This is a genomic window from Pseudoalteromonas ulvae UL12 (assembly GCF_014925405.1).
GTDB lineage: Bacteria > Pseudomonadota > Gammaproteobacteria > Enterobacterales > Alteromonadaceae > Pseudoalteromonas > Pseudoalteromonas ulvae.
Genome location: NZ_AQHJ01000035.1, coordinates 765,597 through 784,250, shown reverse-complemented (window position 1 = coordinate 784,250; position 18,654 = coordinate 765,597). Strand labels below are relative to the sequence as shown.

The following is an 18,654-nucleotide window of genomic DNA, read 5'->3' as shown; positions in this document are numbered from 1 at the left end:
CCATGATACTGTGGAATGAGGTGTCTTTAACTGAGCAAGCGGCGTTATTAACGCGCCCTGCTGTAAGCCAATCAGAGGTAATTCTGGATGCAACCCAACAGATTATTACCCGTGTAAAGGAAAATGGCGATCAAGCTTTACGCGAACTTGCAGCGCAATTTGATCAACGTGATAGTGCTCGTTTGCAAGTCCCTGTCGATGAAATCAAGCAATCGGGCTCACTGCTGTCTGCACAATTAAAGTCAGCAATCGAGCAAGCTTATGCCAACATTTTAGCGTTTCACACTGCGCAGCAGCCAACAGATATTAAGCTTGAAACAACACCAGGTGTCATCTGCGAATTGAAATACCAAGCGATTGATGCAGTGGGCATTTATGTACCAGGAGGAAGCGCTCCCTTGCCTTCCTCAGTGTTAATGCAAGGTGTCCTTGCGCAGTTAAGTGGTGCAACTACGGTTGTTTTAGCCACACCAGTAAAAGGCCAAACGCCGATCAGCCCTGCTATCTTATATGCAGCTAACTTATGCGGCATTGAGACCATCATTGAAGCTGGTGGCGCAGGCGCGATTGCAGCCATGGCTTATGGCACTGAAACCGTACCAAAGGTGTATAAAATTTTCGGACCCGGCAATAGCTTTGTCACTATGGCCAAACAACTGGTATCGCAGCAAGTGCCAGGGCTTGCGATAGATATGCCAGCAGGACCTTCAGAAGTGTTAGTGATTGCTGATGAACGTGCTGATGCACAGTTTATTGCTGCTGATTTGTTATCACAGGCCGAACACGGTGCTGACTCGCAAGTTATCTTACTGTGCAATTGTGCCAAGATCATCGCGCAAACAGAGCAAGCAATTGAAGAGCAACTCACACGCTTGACCCGTGCCGATACAGCCAAAGCTGCATTAGCCAATTCGGCGTTTATATTAGTGGACTCTATTGAACAAGCATTCGAGGTCTCGGCGAAATATGGTCCTGAACACCTTATTTTACAAATTGACGATGCCGCTCGGTATGTAGCATTAGTTAAAAATGCAGGCTCAGTGTTTGTGGGTGATTATACCCCTGAATCGGCGGGTGATTATGCGTCGGGAACAAACCATGTTTTACCCACTTACGGCTATAGTCAAGTCTATTCAAGTTTGAACTTATTAGACTTTTATCGTACTTACACCGTACAAACAATCAGTAAAACTGGACTAAAAACATTATCAAACGCTATTTTGCCACTTGCAGAAGCTGAAGGGTTAGACGCTCATGCGCGTGCTGTTAGCATTCGGTTGGAGAGATTAAATAATGAATAATATGATTGAACAATTATTGCCAGACAATATTGCCAATTTAAAAGCGTATAGCTCAGCTAAAAGTGAAAAAATAACTGGTACCACGTGGTTAAATGCCAATGAGAGTCCTTTTTCACGCACAATCAATCTGTCTCTGGATTCTCTAAATCGCTACCCAGAGCCACAGCCTGAGGCTGTGATCCAAGGCTATGCTGATTATGCACAGCTCTCAACACAGAACGTGTTAATGACCCGCGGAGCTGATGAAGGGATTGAATTATTAATTCGTACATTTTGCCAACCGAAACAAGACAGCATCACAATATTCTTACCCACATATGGAATGTATAAAGTCACCGCAGACAGCCATGATGTGAAAATAAATGCGCTGACTCAACTAGAGCTACAAACCGGTTCGGTTGCGGCACTGGTTAAAGAAATTGGCTCAAGTAAATTGGTGTTCATTTGTAACCCTAACAATCCAACAGGCGAAATGGTATCAATCGAGCGCATCAAAGCAATCAGCGCGCAATTAGGCTCAAAAACATTGTTAGTGGTTGATGAAGCCTACATTGAATTTTGCCCTGAGCAAAGTGCCGTCAGCCTTATCGATGAACTGTCTAATGTCATTGTATTAAGAACCTTATCAAAAGCGTTTGCGCTGGCAGGTCTGCGCTGTGGATTCACCTTGAGTCGTCCAGAAATACTAGCCCCTATTCGCAAAGTCATTGCTCCTTACCCAGTATCAAGCGTAGTGGCAAACATTGCTGAGCAGGCATTACAACCACAAGCAATCAACACCATGCGTGAGCAAGTAAGTGAGCTCAATCAGCTCAAGCAAGACCTCGTATCACGTTGCCAACAATCAAGGGCTATTGAACGAGTGTTATCTGGCGAAGGTAATTTTGTCACAGTGAAATTAGCTAAACGCAGTGTTCTATCCATTGCTCAAGAAATGGGTTTAATCATGCGCCCATTCACTTTGTTTGGCCAAGACGACTGGTTAAGGATCAGTATTGGCAGTCAAGCCGAACTAAACCAAGTCACTATTTGGCTAGATGCCATCAATCAACAATAAGAGACGTAGTAATGAGTTTTCCATATTTATTTATTGACCGAGATGGCACCTTAATATTTGAACCCATTGAAGATAAACAAGTCGATAGTGTCGCCAAAGTAAAATTAGAGCCCGGTGTCATCCCTGCTCTATTACAATTACAAGCAGCCGGTTACCGCTTAGTGATAGTGTCTAACCAAGATGGCTTAGGAACAACGTCGTTCCCTGAAGACGATTATCTTGTGGCGCAAAACCATATGATGGATATTTTTACAAGCCAAGGCGTGCAATTTGAAGACGTGCTTATTTGCCCACACTTTACTGAAGATAACTGCCAATGTCGCAAGCCAAAAACAGGCCTAATGACCGATTATTTACGCTCAGGAAAAGTGGATTTAGCGCGCTCTTTTGTCATTGGTGATCGCCAAACCGATATTGGGCTGGCAGAAAACATCGGCTGCGAAGGGATTTTATATCAAGGGGATTGGCAAAGTATTACGACGCGCCTATTAACCCCCAACCGCAGCGCATCGATTGTCAGAAACACCAAAGAAACGCAAATAGCATTAGCTTTGAACCTCGACAGCCCCGCTAAAGGCTGCATTGAAACTGGGTTAGGCTTTTTTGATCACATGCTGGATCAAATTCGTACTCATGCCAATATTGAACTCGATATTAAAGCCAGTGGCGATCTGTATATTGATGAGCATCACTTAGTGGAAGATATCGGTATTGCACTCGGCCAAGCGATTAAAGCAGCACTTGGCACTAAGTCACAAATTGCACGTTATGGCTTTGCCCTGCCAATGGATGAATGTAAAGCAGAGGCCCAAATCGACTTATCAGGGCGTGCATCTTGTGTACTTAATGCCAATTTCAGCCGTGAAAAAGTCGGCGATATGGATGTGCAAATGGTTGAGCATTTTTTCAAAAGTTTGACCGATAACGCAGCATTAAGCCTTATTTTGTCAGTCAGCGATGGTAATTGCCATCACCAAGTTGAAGGGTTATTTAAAGCATTTTCACGTGCGTTAAGAATGGCTATCGCAAAAGATGCAACGCAAATACTTGCCAGCTCGAAGGGAATGTTATGATAGCAATTATTAATACTGGCTGTGCCAATATCAATTCTGTGCGCTTTGCATTTGAGCGACTCAACTGTGCAACCGAGGTCATTAATCGCCCTGAACAATTGAGCCAGTTTGATCGCGCAATTTTACCCGGAGTCGGCCATGCAAGTGTCGCCATGAAGCGGCTCATTGATGGTGGTTGGCAAGCTGCGATATCTGAATTCGAAAAGCCACTGATGGGTATTTGCCTTGGAATGCAACTATTATGTGAATCTACCGAGGAAGGCCACATCGATACCTTAGGGTTAATTCCTGGCAAAGTATCATTACTTGATACTGATAAGTTGACCTCGCCACATATGGGCTGGAATAGCTTAACGGTTGAACGGCCTCATGCATTAACAAAAGGTTTGTCAGATCAAGATCAAGTGTATTTTGTTCACAGCTTTGCTCATCGCTGCAATGAGGCAACATTAGTCAGTGGCGAATACGGCAATCGCTTTTCAGCCATTGTTACGCAAGATAATTTCGCCGGCATGCAATTTCACCCCGAACGTTCGGCCAAAGTGGGTGCTAAATTATTAACCAATTTTATTGAATGGCGCATATAAGCGACCACAACTAAAAGAGACGTAAACTGTGATCATTCCAGCATTAGATGTTTTACAAAATCGAATTGTTCGACTATACCAAGGCAAGTACGATACTGCGCAATTTTACCCGTTTGAGCTAAGTGCTCGTTTAGCCGAGTACGCAGGAAGCGGCGCATCTAAATTACACTTAGTAGACTTAGAAGGCGCTCGTGATCCGAGCAAAAAACAATGGCAACACATTCAAAAAGCATTAGAAGGGCTCAAAGTACCCTTTCAAATCGGCGGCGGCATTCGAAGCGGATCAGACATCAGCACTTGGCTAGCAGCCGGCGCGAAGCAAGTAGTGATTGGCTCGATGGCGATAGAGAAACGCGAGATAGTCAAATCTTGGATCAGCCAATTTGGCCCAGAAAAATTTGTCATCGCACTCGATGTGAACAAGACGAATGATGGCTGGCTTCCAGCTACGCATGGTTGGATCAACGATGCTGAATACGGATTATTTGAACTGGTCGCTTTTTATAAAAAGTTAGGTGTTAACGAATTTTTATGCACGGACATCAGTAAAGATGGCACTATGTCTGGGCCTTCGTTCCCTTTGTATCAAGATTTACTCAATGAATTTCCCGATATTAACGTGCAAGCATCTGGCGGTGTCAGTTCGCTTGATGATATTGCAAAACTAAAAGCACTCGGTGTAAGTGGAATTATTTTAGGTAAATCCTTATTAGATAACGCTTTTAGTGTTGAGGAGGCCATAGCATGCTCTCCAAACGCATAATCCCCTGTTTAGATGTTAAAAATGGCCAAGTCGTTAAGGGGGTCAAATTTAAACAACACGAAATTATCGGCGATATTTTGCCACTTGCCCAAGCCTACAGCGAAGCTGGTGCAGATGAACTGGTCTTTTATGAGATCAGCGCCAGTGTCGAAAAACGATTGTTAGATTTATCATGGGTTGAAAATATCGCACGACACATCGATATCCCTTTTTGTGTCGCCGGAGGTATAAAATCTGTCAGCGATGCAGGTCGTGTATTAGAGCAAGGCGCAGATAAAATAAGTATTAACAGCCCAGCCATTGCAAATCCAAATTTAATCAAAGAATTACATGATGAATTTGGTAAACAATGTGTGGTTGTGGGCATTGATAGCTTTTACGATAAAGACACCAACCAATACTTGGTCTATCAGTTAACCGGTGATCCTAATGCCTCATCTCGTACCCGCTATACCACCCATGAATGGGTTAAACGAGTGCAAGATTTAGGCGCAGGTGAAATAGTATTGAACTGTATGAACCAAGATGGTGTCAGGAACGGCTATGATATCGAGCAATTAAATATCATCCGTGAGATGTGTCATGTGCCGCTTATTGCCTCTGGTGGTGCTGGCACAATGCAAGACTTTGTTGATGTATTCCAACAAGCAAACGTAGATGGTGCACTCGCAGCAAGCGTTTTTCACAAAAATATTATTGATATTCCCGAACTCAAACAGTTCTTAGTAAACAATCAGGTAGCGGCCAGACTATGAAAATCGACTTAAGTAATTATCAAACAATCGACTTTGAAAAAAGTGATCTTATACCTGCTATTGTACAAGACTCTGCAACAGGCGTTATCCTCATGCAAGGCTTTATGAACCAAGCAGCCTTACAAAAAAGCCTGACTGACGATAAAGTCACCTTTTTTAGTCGTTCAAAACAGCGTTTGTGGACAAAAGGTGAGAGTTCGCAACATTATCTGCACGTAAATAGCATTCACACAGATTGCGATCGCGATTCAATACTCGTTTTAGCAACACCTGATGGGCCAACCTGCCACCTCGGCACACAAAGCTGTTTTGCGCAAGCGGCTCCTGATTTCGCTTTTCTTGGTCAGCTTAACCGAGTGATTGAATCACGTAAAACGGCCTCTGCAGACACCAGTTACACCGCATCTCTATTCGCCAAAGACATCAGTCGCAGTGCACAAAAAGTAGGCGAAGAAGGCGTTGAAGTGGCACTTGCTGCAGTTAAACGTGACCGAGAAGAGCTGATCAACGAATCAGCTGATTTATTATTTCATTTACTCGTCTTGTTACAAAAAGCCGATGTGCCAGTGACACAAGTTATCGAGAACTTACAACAACGCCATAAATAAGCAATTATCACCTGTTAGAACGAATTTTCAGCGATAACACAATGACAATTCGTTCTTTTTTAATTGAGGCAATAGCTTTTAGGCAGTGAGTTCGTTATCCTTTTAGAAAATTCCTATGGACAGTTGATTTATGCTACGTTTTATACCATTGCTTAGTTCACTTTTTATTTTAAGTGCGTGTAACGCGACTTTAACACCTGAACAACAAGCTGAAGTCGAGAAACTTTCAGCCTGTGATAAAATTAATGCATTAGTCAAAGGCTACAGTAATGAGTTTAATGGCCTTAAATCACAAAAAGTAACCAATAAATACGCCGATATTTGGCAAGCTAAATATCAATTAGTCGGTGACCAATGCCAAATCAGTCAATTTTCAGGACAACAACTCGCTTATCAATGTCAAAAAGGTTTTAATAATCAAGTAGATGCACTGGAAAGTTACAAAGAAGCCGTTGCTTTCACACAAGCTTGTTTAAGTCCTGATAATTGGAAAATGGAACAAGTTAGCAATGGGCAATCTGTACGGACTAATTTTCACCTTGAAAACTTCCCAATAATCTCCATTCATTCTGGGAAAACATTGGCTAAAATGAATAATACGTGGTCAACCAGTTTTCAAGTCGGCGCACAACCGACTAGCTACGCTAAATAAACAAATAACGACTTAATAAAAAAGGGCATCTTGCCCTTTTTTATTGTTCCATCACATAATCGGGTGCCTTCCCTTCAATCCAATATGTAAACAACTTATCAAACGTGCTGTTTCTTTGTTTCATCAAAATCCAATTTCGCATAAAAAGTTCAAAAGCAGGATCATGACTCGAAATAGGAAACGCAATTGCAACGGGTGGCAACGCAGGTTTTGGTGTCACAACGGTATATTCCGGATACAGTAACGTCCATGCTGATGCACTCGCCGCGCCAAAAATCATCGCATCGATATGCTGATAATCTTCACGGAAAAATAAACGTGGCGAACTTATTTCCCACACTTTACCTGCTTTAAAGTTTTTACTGATGATACTTTGATAAAAGAATGACTCCGGAACACCAATAATAAAATCTTTACGCTCACGAATGCTAAGCCAATCAATAAAATCACCACGACGAATATCTCTTGTCAAAATGGCTAATGATTGCTCTGTATAAGGTGTTGTTAGAGTATATTTTTGCATATTATCTGGGATAAGTGGGATCCCAGTGACAATATCAAGATATCCCTGTTCTAGCAGTGAGGCTGTTTCTTTTCGGTAAATTTTAACAAATTCTGCTTTAACGCCCAGATCAGCAGCTAAAATCGACAATACCTCAATATCAAAACCAACTAACTTGCCTTGTTTGTTATGAAATGCATAAGGTAAATCATCACGATAATAACCAATCCTTAACACACCTCTTTGTTGGATACGTTTTAAGGTATCGGTCTGTTTTGAGACAGGGATCGTTTTTGGTAATGACTTAACCTCTTGATGACTTGATTGATTATATAAAAAATCACGGTCAATAAATGCGTCATATCCTTCATAACGATGTGATAAGGCATCAAGAACAAAGCTAAGTGCATATAAAAACAAACCCGTGATGAGCGGGATAATTACCATCGCTTTAAAAAATGCCCGCCATTTAAATGTGATTCTTTTGACCAACGCCGCCGTGATCAATAAGGTCAACGACACAGTAAACATCACCGACAATAAAGCACCTAAACGACCCACTATTAAATTATCACTAACAATAAATAGCTCAAACATACTGCCTGAAATATTAAATAAATCGAGCAGTTGCGGCATAGCAACGGTCGTCGAACCAAACAACTGTATTAAACCAGAGATAATCAAGGTGTTGTAATCTGTGACTAAGATCTGCTCACCAGAAAACCAGGCCGCAAATAAAATGAACACGATGGATAACAACTTACCACCTGTCGGTAGGCTAAAGCTCATCGGCACGATAATCTCAGGGATCAGCGCTATGTCAGGTTGATCTTTCGAGTAATCTTCAATGTATTGTTTAAGCTGGCTGGTAATTACCGGCAAGACACCAAAAAAGCTGCCTGTTGCAAACGCTGTAATCATCGCTTCTTGAGAGATCCGCAAAACATGCTTATAACGAGCAGGGGTGAGAGTGGCTACCGCAGCAGGCAAAACGATAAATGTAGTAATAAACACCACGACACAGACAACCGAAATATAGACAACTAAGCCAGATACTACTTCTGCCTCAAGCGTAGATGCCGCTTTTTGGGCTATGCAAAAAACCCCTAACGGGGCGGTTTTCATCACTAATGAACTGATATTACCGACAGCGCTTTGTAGATCATTGAGCACCTCAATGGTACGGGTTTTATTGGGTAAATTGATTAATCCTATACCCATAAAAACACTGAACAGCACCACACTTGGGATCACCGTATTAGCAAAAGCTGCAAACGGGTTACTAGGAATAAACAATCTCACATAATCAACACTTTCAGTAGTTTTAGTGATAGTGGCACTATAAAAGGATGAATTGACCCAATCCGGAAACGCCAAAGGTGCCAGCATTATAAAACTAAGGGTTAACAGCAATAAACCGATTAATACCCAGCTGCCGTATTTCAAAATCGCCAACCCTTGAGGTTTAGATAATGAACCGATACCACTGATCAGCGACAGGGCGACAAAAGGCAGGGCTGTCATTTGTAAAAGCAATACAAATGCTTGCGATACCGTATCAGTACCAGGCAAAGGCGCCGTAGTAAAAGAGCCAATAATTAAACCAAGCCCCATCGAAATTAATATTTTATTGGCCAGAGTTAATGAACTTAACCAGTTAAACTTTTGAAAAATAAGATTAGATTTTAAATGCATTGACTAAATTAACTTTATTCGTTTGTTGGGTTTTTCTGCAGACATTTCAATCACAGCACCTTTTCTGAGTAATTTAAAAGGAATACGTTCGCCTCCTTTTAATGAATTCAAGTACTGCACAATACGTTCATAGTTTGATTCTTCACCAGTAATTGTAATAGGTCCAATCGCTAAGATTACATCACCACCAATTACAATGGTTTGATTTTGGATCGTCACTTCAACCACGCCCCCTTTGATACCAACTTGATCAGCAAAACTCTGTTTGGCTACTTTTTCAACTAGCAACCCTGAATCTTGCGGGAGATTAAATGCCGCAGCCATTCCAGATGACAACACCGAAAATTCCATACCAAACCAAATTAAAGGCTGATCAATTAATATGCGTTTGACCATATTACTACTGGCCGCAAAACCAAGCCCTTCATTCCCCCCTGATTGTGTTTCAATATAACTCACCACACCAATCAGTTCGCCCTTCGAATTAAACAAAGGCCCGCCAGAGTTACCTTGATTGATTGCCGCATCGGTTTGCAAAAACTCAAGTTCTCGATTTCCAAGACCAGTGTGAGTCCGTTTTCCGCTTAGGTGACCCACAGTTAAGGTATGACCTAACCCGTAAGGCGTGCCAATAACAAAGACCTCTTCGCCAATATCAGTTTGATCAGAGTCTGCGACTGTTACCGCTTTAAAATCTTCTTTGGTCGTCAATAACTTGACCAAGGCTATATCGGCACCTTGGTAAGTCGATAGGACTTTTGCCTTAAATTTGCCTCTATTTTTAACATCAACAGTGATCTCATCTGCACTATTAACAACATGAGCAGCCGTTAAAATTAAACCCTCATTATTTATCAGCGTGCCTGTACCTAAACTGCTCGAAGTCAGAGTTACTAACTCTTGTTGACCCGCCGCTGCACGTATTGCTTTTGAATCGGAATAAATAATCACAACGGAAGGATCGAGCTGTTTATACAATCCACTAAAATCTTTGGCTATTGCGGCTGTGCTAATCAATGAGATAACTAAAATTATAAAGCGCATGCTTAATCCTTTTCGTAATGAGATGAAAATGGTATCAGTTAGCTTTTGCTTTTAATAGTCAGTTCTCTAGTATGTACAGCATTACGGATTTAAAAAGAATTAAAATGAGCAATAAAAAAACAGTTGAACTCAAAACGGCTTGTATTGGTCAGTGTCACCGTTTAAAAGGCTACTGCACAGGCTGTGGGCGAACAGAAGATGAAATTTATGATTGGATTTTGCTGACACAAAAAGAACGGGATGAGATATTAAAAATGCCACGCGCCGATCAAGAAACAAACGCAATACGTGATGAGAATTAATCACGTATTGCGTATACGCACACTTATTTAATGAGCGAGTGCCCTATCCAGGCTTTGTAAAGCGCTTTTTGTTGTTCAGTCGGATCCGTCACAACTTGTACTACTTTGTCTTTATCTGATTTTTCAGCAAAAGTAAGAGTGGTTGACATCAGTGTATCGCGTCTAAAGAAATCAACTTTGACGGTTTCACCTGCTTGGTATTGAGTAAAATACCCTTTCAAATCTGCTGGTGCCTTTTGCCCATTAATTGCAACAATCATGTCATCCGTTGTGAGCCCAGCTTGCCACGCCGCGCCATTTCTCTGGACTGCGGTTAACGTACTTAATTCACTGCCTGATTTAAAACTCATTTGCGGATCAGCTACCATTGAGTGTCCTTTGGGATACACTAATTCTAGACCTATCTCGTTTAATAGAAGATCAAAGTCAATTTGAGCAGGTTCAGTAATATGAGCTTGCCACCAAGTGGAATAATCGGCTCCTGTTAACGAATTTAAAATATCGATAACGTCGTGTTCAGTAAATCCTTTAGGTAGAGCGAAATTTTTATATAACAACTGATGAACATCGCGATAACTCTTTTTACCATTTGTGCGTTTTAAAATATCAATGTCTAACGCAAACGAGACTAACGCCCCTTCCGAATAGATGTTAGTGCTGTAGTTTCGACCGTGATCGCCTCCTTGATTGATCCATTTATCAAAGCTGGTTTCGGCTGCCGATTGAATCGTTCGACCAGGAGTCGCCAAATGGCGATTAATTGATTTTGACATTTGCTTGAACATTTCTTGTTGCGTCATAATCTCAGCACGAAGTAATAAATGCTCTTCTAAATAACTGGTCGAACCCTCTGCAAGCCAAAGCAGTTTAGTGTAGTTTGGATTGATGTAGTCGTACGGCACCATTCCAGCAGGGCGATACGCTTTAACATTCCAAGTATGAATAAACTCGTGTGCAGCTGTTGAAATAAACCCTAAATAATCATCCCGCTTCTCAAAGCTCTCTCTGTGTCGTTGAATAATCGTGGAATTTAAATGCTCAGTTGCCCCTCGAGCACCTGATGTCGCGTGAACCATAAACACATAACGTTCATAAGGATAGGCATGCCAAATCTCAGTGCCCGTTTTGACTAGTTTTTTAAGATCAGACAGCATTAACTCAACGTCATAATTGCCATGCCCCCATATGACTAACTCATACTGGCGACCATCGACTTCAAATTCGTGCCACTGATTAATCCCTGTTTCGATTGGTGAGTCCACTAAGACATCATAATTGGCAGCGACAAATTGATGAGCTGAGCGACCTGAGTTCATACCTGACACACTTCGCCATTTTTTCGGGACAGACAAGTTAACTGTTACAGGTTCTTGGCGAAAACTTTCGCTGTACATAAAAAAGCCTGACGCATCTATGAACGCATGGCTGTCATCAATATGTCTTGAGCGATAACCCAGTTCATTCGCATAAACTTGATAATTCAGCGACACTTCAGTGGGTTGATCTAAATGTATTCGCCAGGTACTTTTTTCTATTTTTTCCCATTTGAGTGAGTGACCATTCTTATCATTAGCATTAAATAAACGCACACCGTTAGCCATATCAAGAATTTCATATCTGCCTGTACGCCATGCCGGTAATTTAACATCTAAGAATGATTGAGCGGTGGCAGGAAATTCTACGCGGATATCAGATAAATGATGCTCTGGTTGTGTAATCGTCATTTGATAATTGACATCAGCCATCGAATAGGCGCCAAACAACAATAAAGACACACCGCAAATTGAATGTAATTTAACCACTTTAAATTCCTGTAATTTTTATATCAAACTAGGGTATCAAGCCAATTTTCAATTTACTAGCTTGATCCACCTGCTTAATAATGAATGTGTCATGTTTTTACCTCCATTTATTCACCCAAAGCATGGAGTTCTGACTCTTTTTGCATATAATGTAAGAAGTATAAAATTATCAGCTGTAATAAAGGATTAATTTCATCAGTGGCGAATCAAACCGAGTTAGAGTCTTTACAAAAAAAATTGCGTTCTGCGGTTAAAAACCGTGAAGTAGTCGAACAAGCGCGTCAAAGCCAAGTCAGTTCTCTTGTGCAATTTGTTGCTAAACTATCTTTAACCTGCAAAGGGTTAGACCTCGAACTCGATAACCGTTTAGCTAAGTTCCGTGCAGCCATTAATAAAGGGATTGATTTTGAAATATTAAAACCGCTATTAGATGAAATTACCCTTTTACTTGCACAGCAAGAATTGCGTCAATCTGCCAATATCCGAGAGCTCCATCAAACAGTCAATGATGCGGGTAAACGTTTACAACAATCACAAGGTGTACCCGATGCACTCAGACGCAGCTTACGAAATCTTCTTACCACTGAATTAGATGATATTAAAGCCACCCAAGATTTTGTTCCGGTCCTTTCGCGTCTCGTTGATATTTATCATCAAGTACTTAATAACAAACATGGCGATATACAAGCAGCACCGCAAAGCCTTGCGCCGGAACTAGCGCAAGAATTACTCAACTTAACTAGCCAGTTGGCCTTTGAAGGCAATAATGCGCAAGAGATTGACCGCATTAAACACAAAATAGCCAGTAACAACCAACTGTCCGTTTTATTAGATTGCTGCATTAGTATTATCAGGCTCATTGTTGCGACTATTTCTCAAGAAAGGCAATCCGCGCAAACGTTTTTATTGGCCATCAATGAAACATTAGCTCTTTTGCATCAATCGTTATTAGACTCTGTTAATCGCTCCCGTGATGTCGGTCATCGTATGGCTGAATTAAATCAACAAATTGATGAAAAAATCACTCTGCTCAATAACGAAACACAAGCTGCTACCTCAGTCACTGAACTCAAAAAACTCGTCGGTCAAAAACTCGAAGCGCTGACTCTTGATATTAAATTAAAAGAAGAACTCGAAATTCAAGAAAGAGAGTCAATCAGCCAATCTCTCCATGTCATGCAAAAACGGATTGATATACTTGAAAAAGAAACAAAAACTTACCGAGACCGTTTAGCCGAACAGAAATTTAAAAGCCTGCAAGATTCACTCACTAAGTTACCCAATCGAGCAGCATTTGATGAGCGTTTACAATTTGAATACCAAAGCTTTAAACGAACTAATAAAAACCTTTGCTTAGTTGTCATTGATGTCGACCACTTTAAAAGTATTAATGATAATTATGGTCATAGTGCCGGCGATAAAACCTTACAGGTCATCGCCAGTGCGTTAAAGAAAACAATCAGAACGACTGATTTTATCGCTCGTTTTGGGGGGGAAGAATTTACTTTAATCATGCCAGATTCTGATTTAAACCAAATTATTCAACCGCTTGAAAAAATTAGAAAAAGCATTAAATCTATTCCATTTAAGTTTAAAAACACTAACGTTCAAATTACAATCTCAATTGGCGCTACGCAATTTTTGCCAACCGATAACCCACAAGAAGTATTCGATCGTGCTGATGAAGCTCTGTATTCAGCAAAGAATTCCGGTCGCGATCAACTGGTTATCAAAAAATAAACTTTACCTTCTATTGTAAGAAAACTATATTTAAATTAATTAGTTATTAAGCGATAGAAGGAAATATCCATGTTAGTACAGCTTAATCCCATCGGTAGTTTAGATTTACTTTCTCAAGTCGAAGTCGATTCTTTAACTCGCTCTTCAACCTCAGAGTTATATCGTTTATTCCGCAATTGCTCGTTAGCCGTATTGAATGTTGGTAGCCATACTGATTCGAGTGAAGAAATTTATAATAAGTATCGTGATTTTGATATCAACTTACTAAGCCGTGAGCGAGGTATCAAAATTGAACTGATCAACCCGCCAGAGTCTGCATTTGTTGATGGACAAATTATCCGAGGGATCCATGAACATTTATTTTCTGTGATCCGTGACATTTTATTTATTAACAGTAAATACGATTCTCCAAAAGCGCACATCAAAGATTCAGAGCATACCACTCATATCGTGTTTGATATGTTACGCAATGCCAATGCCCTACCAGTCAATACTGATCCGAATATGATCGTTTGCTGGGGCGGCCATTCTATCAATGAAAATGAATACCGTTACACTAAGGAAGTCGGTTACCAATTAGGTTTACGAGGGCTTAATATTTGTACTGGCTGTGGCCCTGGCGCAATGAAAGGGCCAATGAAAGGCGCCACTATTGGTCATGCAAAACAACGGATCACAGATAACCGGTATTTGGGGCTAACAGAACCAAGTATCATTGCTGCTGAGCCACCCAACCCGATAGTCAATGAACTGGTTATATTTCCAGATATTGAAAAACGGTTAGAAGCCTTTATCCGTGTAGCCCATGGCATTATTATTTTTCCAGGTGGCGCAGGTACAGCAGAAGAGCTTTTATATCTGTTAGGTATTTTATTGCATCCAGATAATGAAAAGCAGCACCTTCCCGTTATCCTTACAGGACCAAAAGAAAGCCGAGCTTACTTTGATGAGATTTGTCGTTTTGTTGAAAAAACCTTAGGAAAAGTGGCCTTAGAAAAGTTTGAAGTCATTGTCGGTGATCCGCAAGCCGTTGCAAAAACCTTAAAACAGGGTATGCAAAAAGTACGCGATTATCGAAAAGAACAAGGCGATGCGTATCATTTTAATTGGACATTAAAAATAGATAATGCATTTCAGCACCCGTTTGCCCCGACTCATGAAAATATGGCTTCACTTGACCTCCATTTGGATCAAGCTCCACAAGCATTAGCTGCAAACCTGCGCCGGGCATTTTCAGGTATTGTTGCGGGCAATGTAAAAGATGAGGGGATCAGAGAAATTAAGCAACATGGGCCTTTTTCATTGTCAGGCGATCCAAGTTTAATGAAGGACATGGATCTATTACTGCAAGCCTTCGTTGAACAAGGTAGAATGAAGCTACCTGGTAGCAAATACATACCTTGTTATAAAATAAAGACATAATGAAACAAAAATTATTAATTATTGATGCGCTGAATCTCATTCGGCGCATTTTTGCAGTAGACAGTGTACAAAATCCCGACCCAAACTTAGCGATAAAAAACTCATGTAGCCGTGTTGCACGTGCCAGCGAAAAATTAGTGAAACTGACACAAGCCACTCATGCGATAGCCGTATTTGATGGCGAGACGAGCTGGCGTCATCATTTCTACCCTCAATATAAATCATCACGGGAACCAATGCCTGCCATATTGAAGGCATCGTTAGATGAGTTTCGCCAAAGTTTCAACCAAGCCGGTATTATCAGTTTTACACCCGATAACGATGAAGCTGACGATGTAATTGCCACACTTGCTAATAAAGCGGCTCTGCAACACATTGATAGTATTATTGTCTCAACCGATAAAGGCTTTATCCCGCATTTGGCAGAGCATATTCATATCTATGATTACTTTGCAGGACACTTCCTCCATCCTGATATTTCACAAAGCAAATTTGGCGTTCAACAACAACATTTAACAGAGTTATGGGGCCTTGCGGGTGATAAAACTAACGATATCCCAGGTGTGAAGGGCATAGGAAAAAAAACAGCGCAACAAATAATTAACCAGTTTGGAGGGGTTGCCCAAGCATTAACAGACAAAACACTTGAAACACGATATTTGAGTAAACTAGAAGCTCACTTACAAGAGTTTGTTATTTCTAAACAATTAGCCACACTTAGATGTGATATTCACTTAGGCTTTAACCTTAAATCTATTCGAATTCAAAGACACTAGGGGCTGTTAATCTTTCGTGGTTAAATTTTGTTCGAGATAAAAGCGTTTTTATCGCCCCGAGCAGTGTGTAGCCTAGTCATTCTAAGCAAATACTGCTCAACAAAGAGAAATACGCTTTTAGCCGACCCCTTCGGGCAGCGTTTGTTGGCTATTTCTACTGCGTTATCGCTTTTTCGTGTAGCTCGCTACACCACAAAAGCGCTGCCTTGTAAAAGTACCCAACAATTCGCTGCAAAAATCATCACGAAAGATCAACAGCCCCTAAACTTAACTGAGAAATTGATATATCATATCCATATTGTTTATATGTTTGACACAATCAAGCGATCATCACAGGTTTTTTGAATGACCAAAAAAATCATTCGTTATATATTATTGGGTATTGGCCTTTACGTGATTTTGGCCACATTAGTAATAGTATTTTATCAAGATGATCCTGCGTCTATGAATTGGCGAGATAGGGAATCGTTCAATAATCGCTTTATCAGTAAGTTAGATTTAAAATCGGCCACGTCAATCGATCTTGTGTTTGATAAATTAGGCTCTCCAGACCTCACATTTGCTAAAAACTCGCAAGATAATACCTATCAAATTGTCTTTTACCGTACCCAACATGTCAAATCTGACGGGATCACCACTCAAGATGAGTGCACTGGGATTTTATTTAAAAATGGAATACTCCTTGCTTGGGGATTAGGTGCCTTAGCGACTTATGAAAATGGAGCAATATGACATCTTTTAATGCGACGGAATTACAACAGCTCGTCAATTCTACGCATAATGTATTACGCTTATACTATCAAAAAAATAAATGGCCAAAATTATTCCCATTACTCAGTCAGTTAGCCGAACAATATGATCAAGCCTATCAGCAAAACCCCAGAGCAATGCAATCCCAATTGTTGTTTTATATTGCTAAACAAGGTTACACAACTAACCTCATTATTAACCAAACAATTATCTGTACCGCCATCAGCAATTCTCTCGGTTATGATCCAGAAACACGCTATAGCTTAATTGGCTCTAATTTAGTTCAGTTAATATGCGCACAAAAAGAATCAAATTTATTAGCCAATCAAGAAGTTTTAACGCTACAAAGTCAGAAACTGTGGCATCAGCGTTTCAATTTAGCCATTAAACTATTAAATGCTGGGCATGTTAACAATACACTTATTTATGAAGTCTTAGCGAATTTAAGTGCCACGCAACAAAAGCTATCGAAAAATGAACTGTCTCATCTCGACAATCAATACACACAAATTATTGCACTCAGTCATTGGCTTGCCAAAAAAATTACTCCAACTAAAACAACAAAAGGCCAGTCGCTGAATGCTGTTTTACAATACGCGTACCTTCACTTCCAGAGCTCTTTTTTACGTTCTGTTATTTTATCGTTAAGCGCACATCTTCCTGATGTGCTTCCAGGCACATGTTTTAAATGGGAAGATTCATTACTCATGTATGTGTGCCAGCTCCCTAAAGGACGACACCTCACTTTTAAATTCAATAAAAATGCAATCACAGCCGATGGCAAGTGGCACCCGATCACCACTATTCCAAACCAATGCTTATCTCAACAAAGCTGTCACGACCCAAGGTTACTCTTTGCGTTATGGTTTAAACCACTCGCTCAAGTAGTCGAGCGATTTATCCAACCACAAAGCCACGCTTTAGTCGATAACAGTAATGGTCATAATATAATTGAGCAGCTTCAGACTCGCGCGCATTGGCAAACTGACACACTGTTATCTGTTTTAGCTGCTGATCCATTTACCTCACGTAGTTTATGTGAATTTGCAACCCAACAAACAACACAAACTATCAGTGAATTAAAACATGCTGTTTTGCTGTTAGGCCCAAATCGCATCCCTTTAGTTGTACATAAACTCGCTTTATTAAACCGTTTAAGTGCGATTAAATTTCCCAATTGCGATAATTTGCAGGCTCGAATTCTCAGTGCTGTTTTATTGATTGAGTCAATTGCACTACAAGGCTACGATGATTTTATTGAGTATGCCAGTATCACGTTGCTCGAAGTGGTCATTGCCCAACTAACTGGGCACCATAATCAAATTATTGGTCATACCAGTCAGGCTTCAACCTGTAGTGGACTACAACGTCTTGATATCAGCGCATTATTAATGATTGAACCTCGCTTACCTATATCAGAAAATATTGTGCTACCCAGCAATATTCCTCGTAGCTGGCAACACGCTGTGAATCACCTTGCGGACATAAAAACGGTTAAGCCCTCATCCATGTCAACCGAACTTGCTTGTTTAGTTTTAGCGATATCACAAATAAATCAGTTGTTTAGTATTCGCGTCGAGCCCTGTGCGTTAAGCAATGCGTTAGTCAATCGTGCTAATGACTTACTTAAGACCCAACTGACTGCTCAGCAATTATTATCAGAACAACAAAATGATTATGTCCTGAGCACCTCAGCCTGCTGCGTGCTATAAAATGCTTTATTTCTAAGCAATTGGTGCTATTTATCACGTTAAATCTGGAAAGTTAGCGTCAAAATTGCTATAAAGTGCGATTGAATAGTAATTCGATCAGGTTGTATATCAAT

General features: G+C 40.6%; 17 protein-coding genes. 14 read left to right on the top strand and 3 right to left on the bottom strand.

The genetic code is table 11. From position 1 onward, the window contains the following. The first annotated feature begins 2 nt into the window (after positions 1–2). From hisD to PULV_RS21480, 8 genes are all read left to right on the top strand, one after another. Positions 3–1,301 carry a histidinol dehydrogenase gene (gene hisD, locus PULV_RS21515; RefSeq protein WP_193332631.1) on the top strand — a complete coding sequence of 433 codons (1,299 nt, stop codon included), beginning with the start codon at positions 3–5 and terminating at the stop codon, positions 1,299–1,301. Then, entirely contained in the window at positions 1,294–2,358 is a 1,065-nt protein-coding gene (gene hisC, locus PULV_RS21510) for a histidinol-phosphate transaminase (RefSeq protein ID WP_086743425.1), read from the top strand. The genes hisD and hisC overlap by 8 nt, the downstream gene beginning before the upstream one ends. Before the next feature lie 11 nt (positions 2,359–2,369). After that, entirely contained in the window at positions 2,370–3,431 is a 1,062-nt protein-coding gene (gene hisB, locus PULV_RS21505) for a bifunctional histidinol-phosphatase/imidazoleglycerol-phosphate dehydratase HisB (protein WP_193332630.1), read from the top strand. After that, positions 3,428–4,018 (top strand): imidazole glycerol phosphate synthase subunit HisH, encoded by a 591-nt coding sequence (gene hisH, locus PULV_RS21500; protein ID WP_193332629.1) that lies wholly within the window; start codon positions 3,428–3,430, stop codon positions 4,016–4,018. The genes hisB and hisH overlap by 4 nt, the downstream gene beginning before the upstream one ends. Positions 4,019–4,046: 28 nt before the next feature. Then, complete coding sequence (locus tag PULV_RS21495; RefSeq protein ID WP_193332628.1) at positions 4,047–4,781, top strand: 1-(5-phosphoribosyl)-5-[(5-phosphoribosylamino)methylideneamino] imidazole-4-carboxamide isomerase; 735 nt, start codon at positions 4,047–4,049, stop codon at positions 4,779–4,781. Further along, a complete protein-coding gene (hisF, locus tag PULV_RS21490) occupies positions 4,763–5,536 on the top strand; it encodes an imidazole glycerol phosphate synthase subunit HisF (protein ID WP_193332627.1) in 774 nt (257 codons plus the stop codon). The genes PULV_RS21495 and hisF overlap by 19 nt, the downstream gene beginning before the upstream one ends. Continuing rightward, positions 5,533–6,144, top strand: a complete 612-nt coding sequence (hisIE, locus tag PULV_RS21485) for a bifunctional phosphoribosyl-AMP cyclohydrolase/phosphoribosyl-ATP diphosphatase HisIE (protein WP_086743430.1) — start codon at positions 5,533–5,535, stop codon at positions 6,142–6,144. Before hisF ends, hisIE begins: the two co-directional genes overlap by 4 nt. Before the next feature lie 130 nt (positions 6,145–6,274). Next, positions 6,275–6,796 (top strand): hypothetical protein, encoded by a 522-nt coding sequence (locus tag PULV_RS21480; RefSeq protein ID WP_193332626.1) that lies wholly within the window; start codon positions 6,275–6,277, stop codon positions 6,794–6,796. 40 nt (positions 6,797–6,836) lie between these two features. On the opposite strand, the gene PULV_RS21475 is transcribed toward PULV_RS21480, so the two are convergent. Both PULV_RS21475 and PULV_RS21470 read right to left on the bottom strand, forming a co-directional pair. Further along, a complete protein-coding gene (locus tag PULV_RS21475; protein WP_193332625.1) occupies positions 6,837–8,993 on the bottom strand; it encodes a cation:dicarboxylate symporter family transporter in 2,157 nt (718 codons plus the stop codon). A gap of 3 nt (positions 8,994–8,996) precedes the next feature. Then, the gene (locus tag PULV_RS21470; protein ID WP_193332624.1) at positions 8,997–10,037 is read right to left on the bottom strand and encodes a S1C family serine protease; all 1,041 of its coding nucleotides are present in this window, start codon (positions 10,035–10,037) and stop codon (positions 8,997–8,999) included. A 104-nt stretch (positions 10,038–10,141) separates the two neighbouring features. On the opposite strand from PULV_RS21470, the gene PULV_RS21465 reads away from it, so the two are divergent. Then, positions 10,142–10,339 (top strand): DUF1289 domain-containing protein, encoded by a 198-nt coding sequence (locus tag PULV_RS21465; protein ID WP_086743434.1) that lies wholly within the window; start codon positions 10,142–10,144, stop codon positions 10,337–10,339. 23 nt (positions 10,340–10,362) lie between these two features. Here PULV_RS21465 and PULV_RS21460 read toward each other — a convergent pair whose 3' ends face one another. Then, positions 10,363–12,084 (bottom strand): M61 family metallopeptidase, encoded by a 1,722-nt coding sequence (locus tag PULV_RS21460; RefSeq protein WP_086743985.1) that lies wholly within the window; start codon positions 12,082–12,084, stop codon positions 10,363–10,365. A gap of 255 nt (positions 12,085–12,339) precedes the next feature. Between PULV_RS21460 and PULV_RS21455 the strand changes: the two genes are divergently transcribed. The 5 genes from PULV_RS21455 to PULV_RS21435 all read left to right on the top strand — a co-directional run bounded on the left by PULV_RS21455 (position 12,340) and on the right by PULV_RS21435 (position 18,541). Continuing rightward, positions 12,340–13,881: a GGDEF domain-containing protein gene (locus PULV_RS21455; RefSeq protein ID WP_086743435.1), complete on the top strand. Its 1,542-nt coding sequence runs from the start codon at positions 12,340–12,342 to the stop codon at positions 13,879–13,881. Positions 13,882–13,950: 69 nt separating this feature from the next. Next, the gene (gene ppnN, locus PULV_RS21450; RefSeq protein WP_086743436.1) at positions 13,951–15,303 is read left to right on the top strand and encodes a nucleotide 5'-monophosphate nucleosidase PpnN; all 1,353 of its coding nucleotides are present in this window, start codon (positions 13,951–13,953) and stop codon (positions 15,301–15,303) included. Further along, positions 15,303–16,079 carry a flap endonuclease Xni gene (gene xni, locus PULV_RS21445; protein ID WP_086743437.1) on the top strand — a complete coding sequence of 259 codons (777 nt, stop codon included), beginning with the start codon at positions 15,303–15,305 and terminating at the stop codon, positions 16,077–16,079. The genes ppnN and xni overlap by 1 nt, the downstream gene beginning before the upstream one ends. 345 nt (positions 16,080–16,424) lie before the next feature. Then, positions 16,425–16,811, top strand: a complete 387-nt coding sequence (locus PULV_RS21440; RefSeq protein ID WP_086743438.1) for a DUF3192 domain-containing protein — start codon at positions 16,425–16,427, stop codon at positions 16,809–16,811. Beyond that, positions 16,808–18,541: a hypothetical protein gene (locus PULV_RS21435; RefSeq protein ID WP_193332623.1), complete on the top strand. Its 1,734-nt coding sequence runs from the start codon at positions 16,808–16,810 to the stop codon at positions 18,539–18,541. The genes PULV_RS21440 and PULV_RS21435 overlap by 4 nt, the downstream gene beginning before the upstream one ends. The last annotated feature ends 113 nt before the right edge of the window (positions 18,542–18,654 follow it).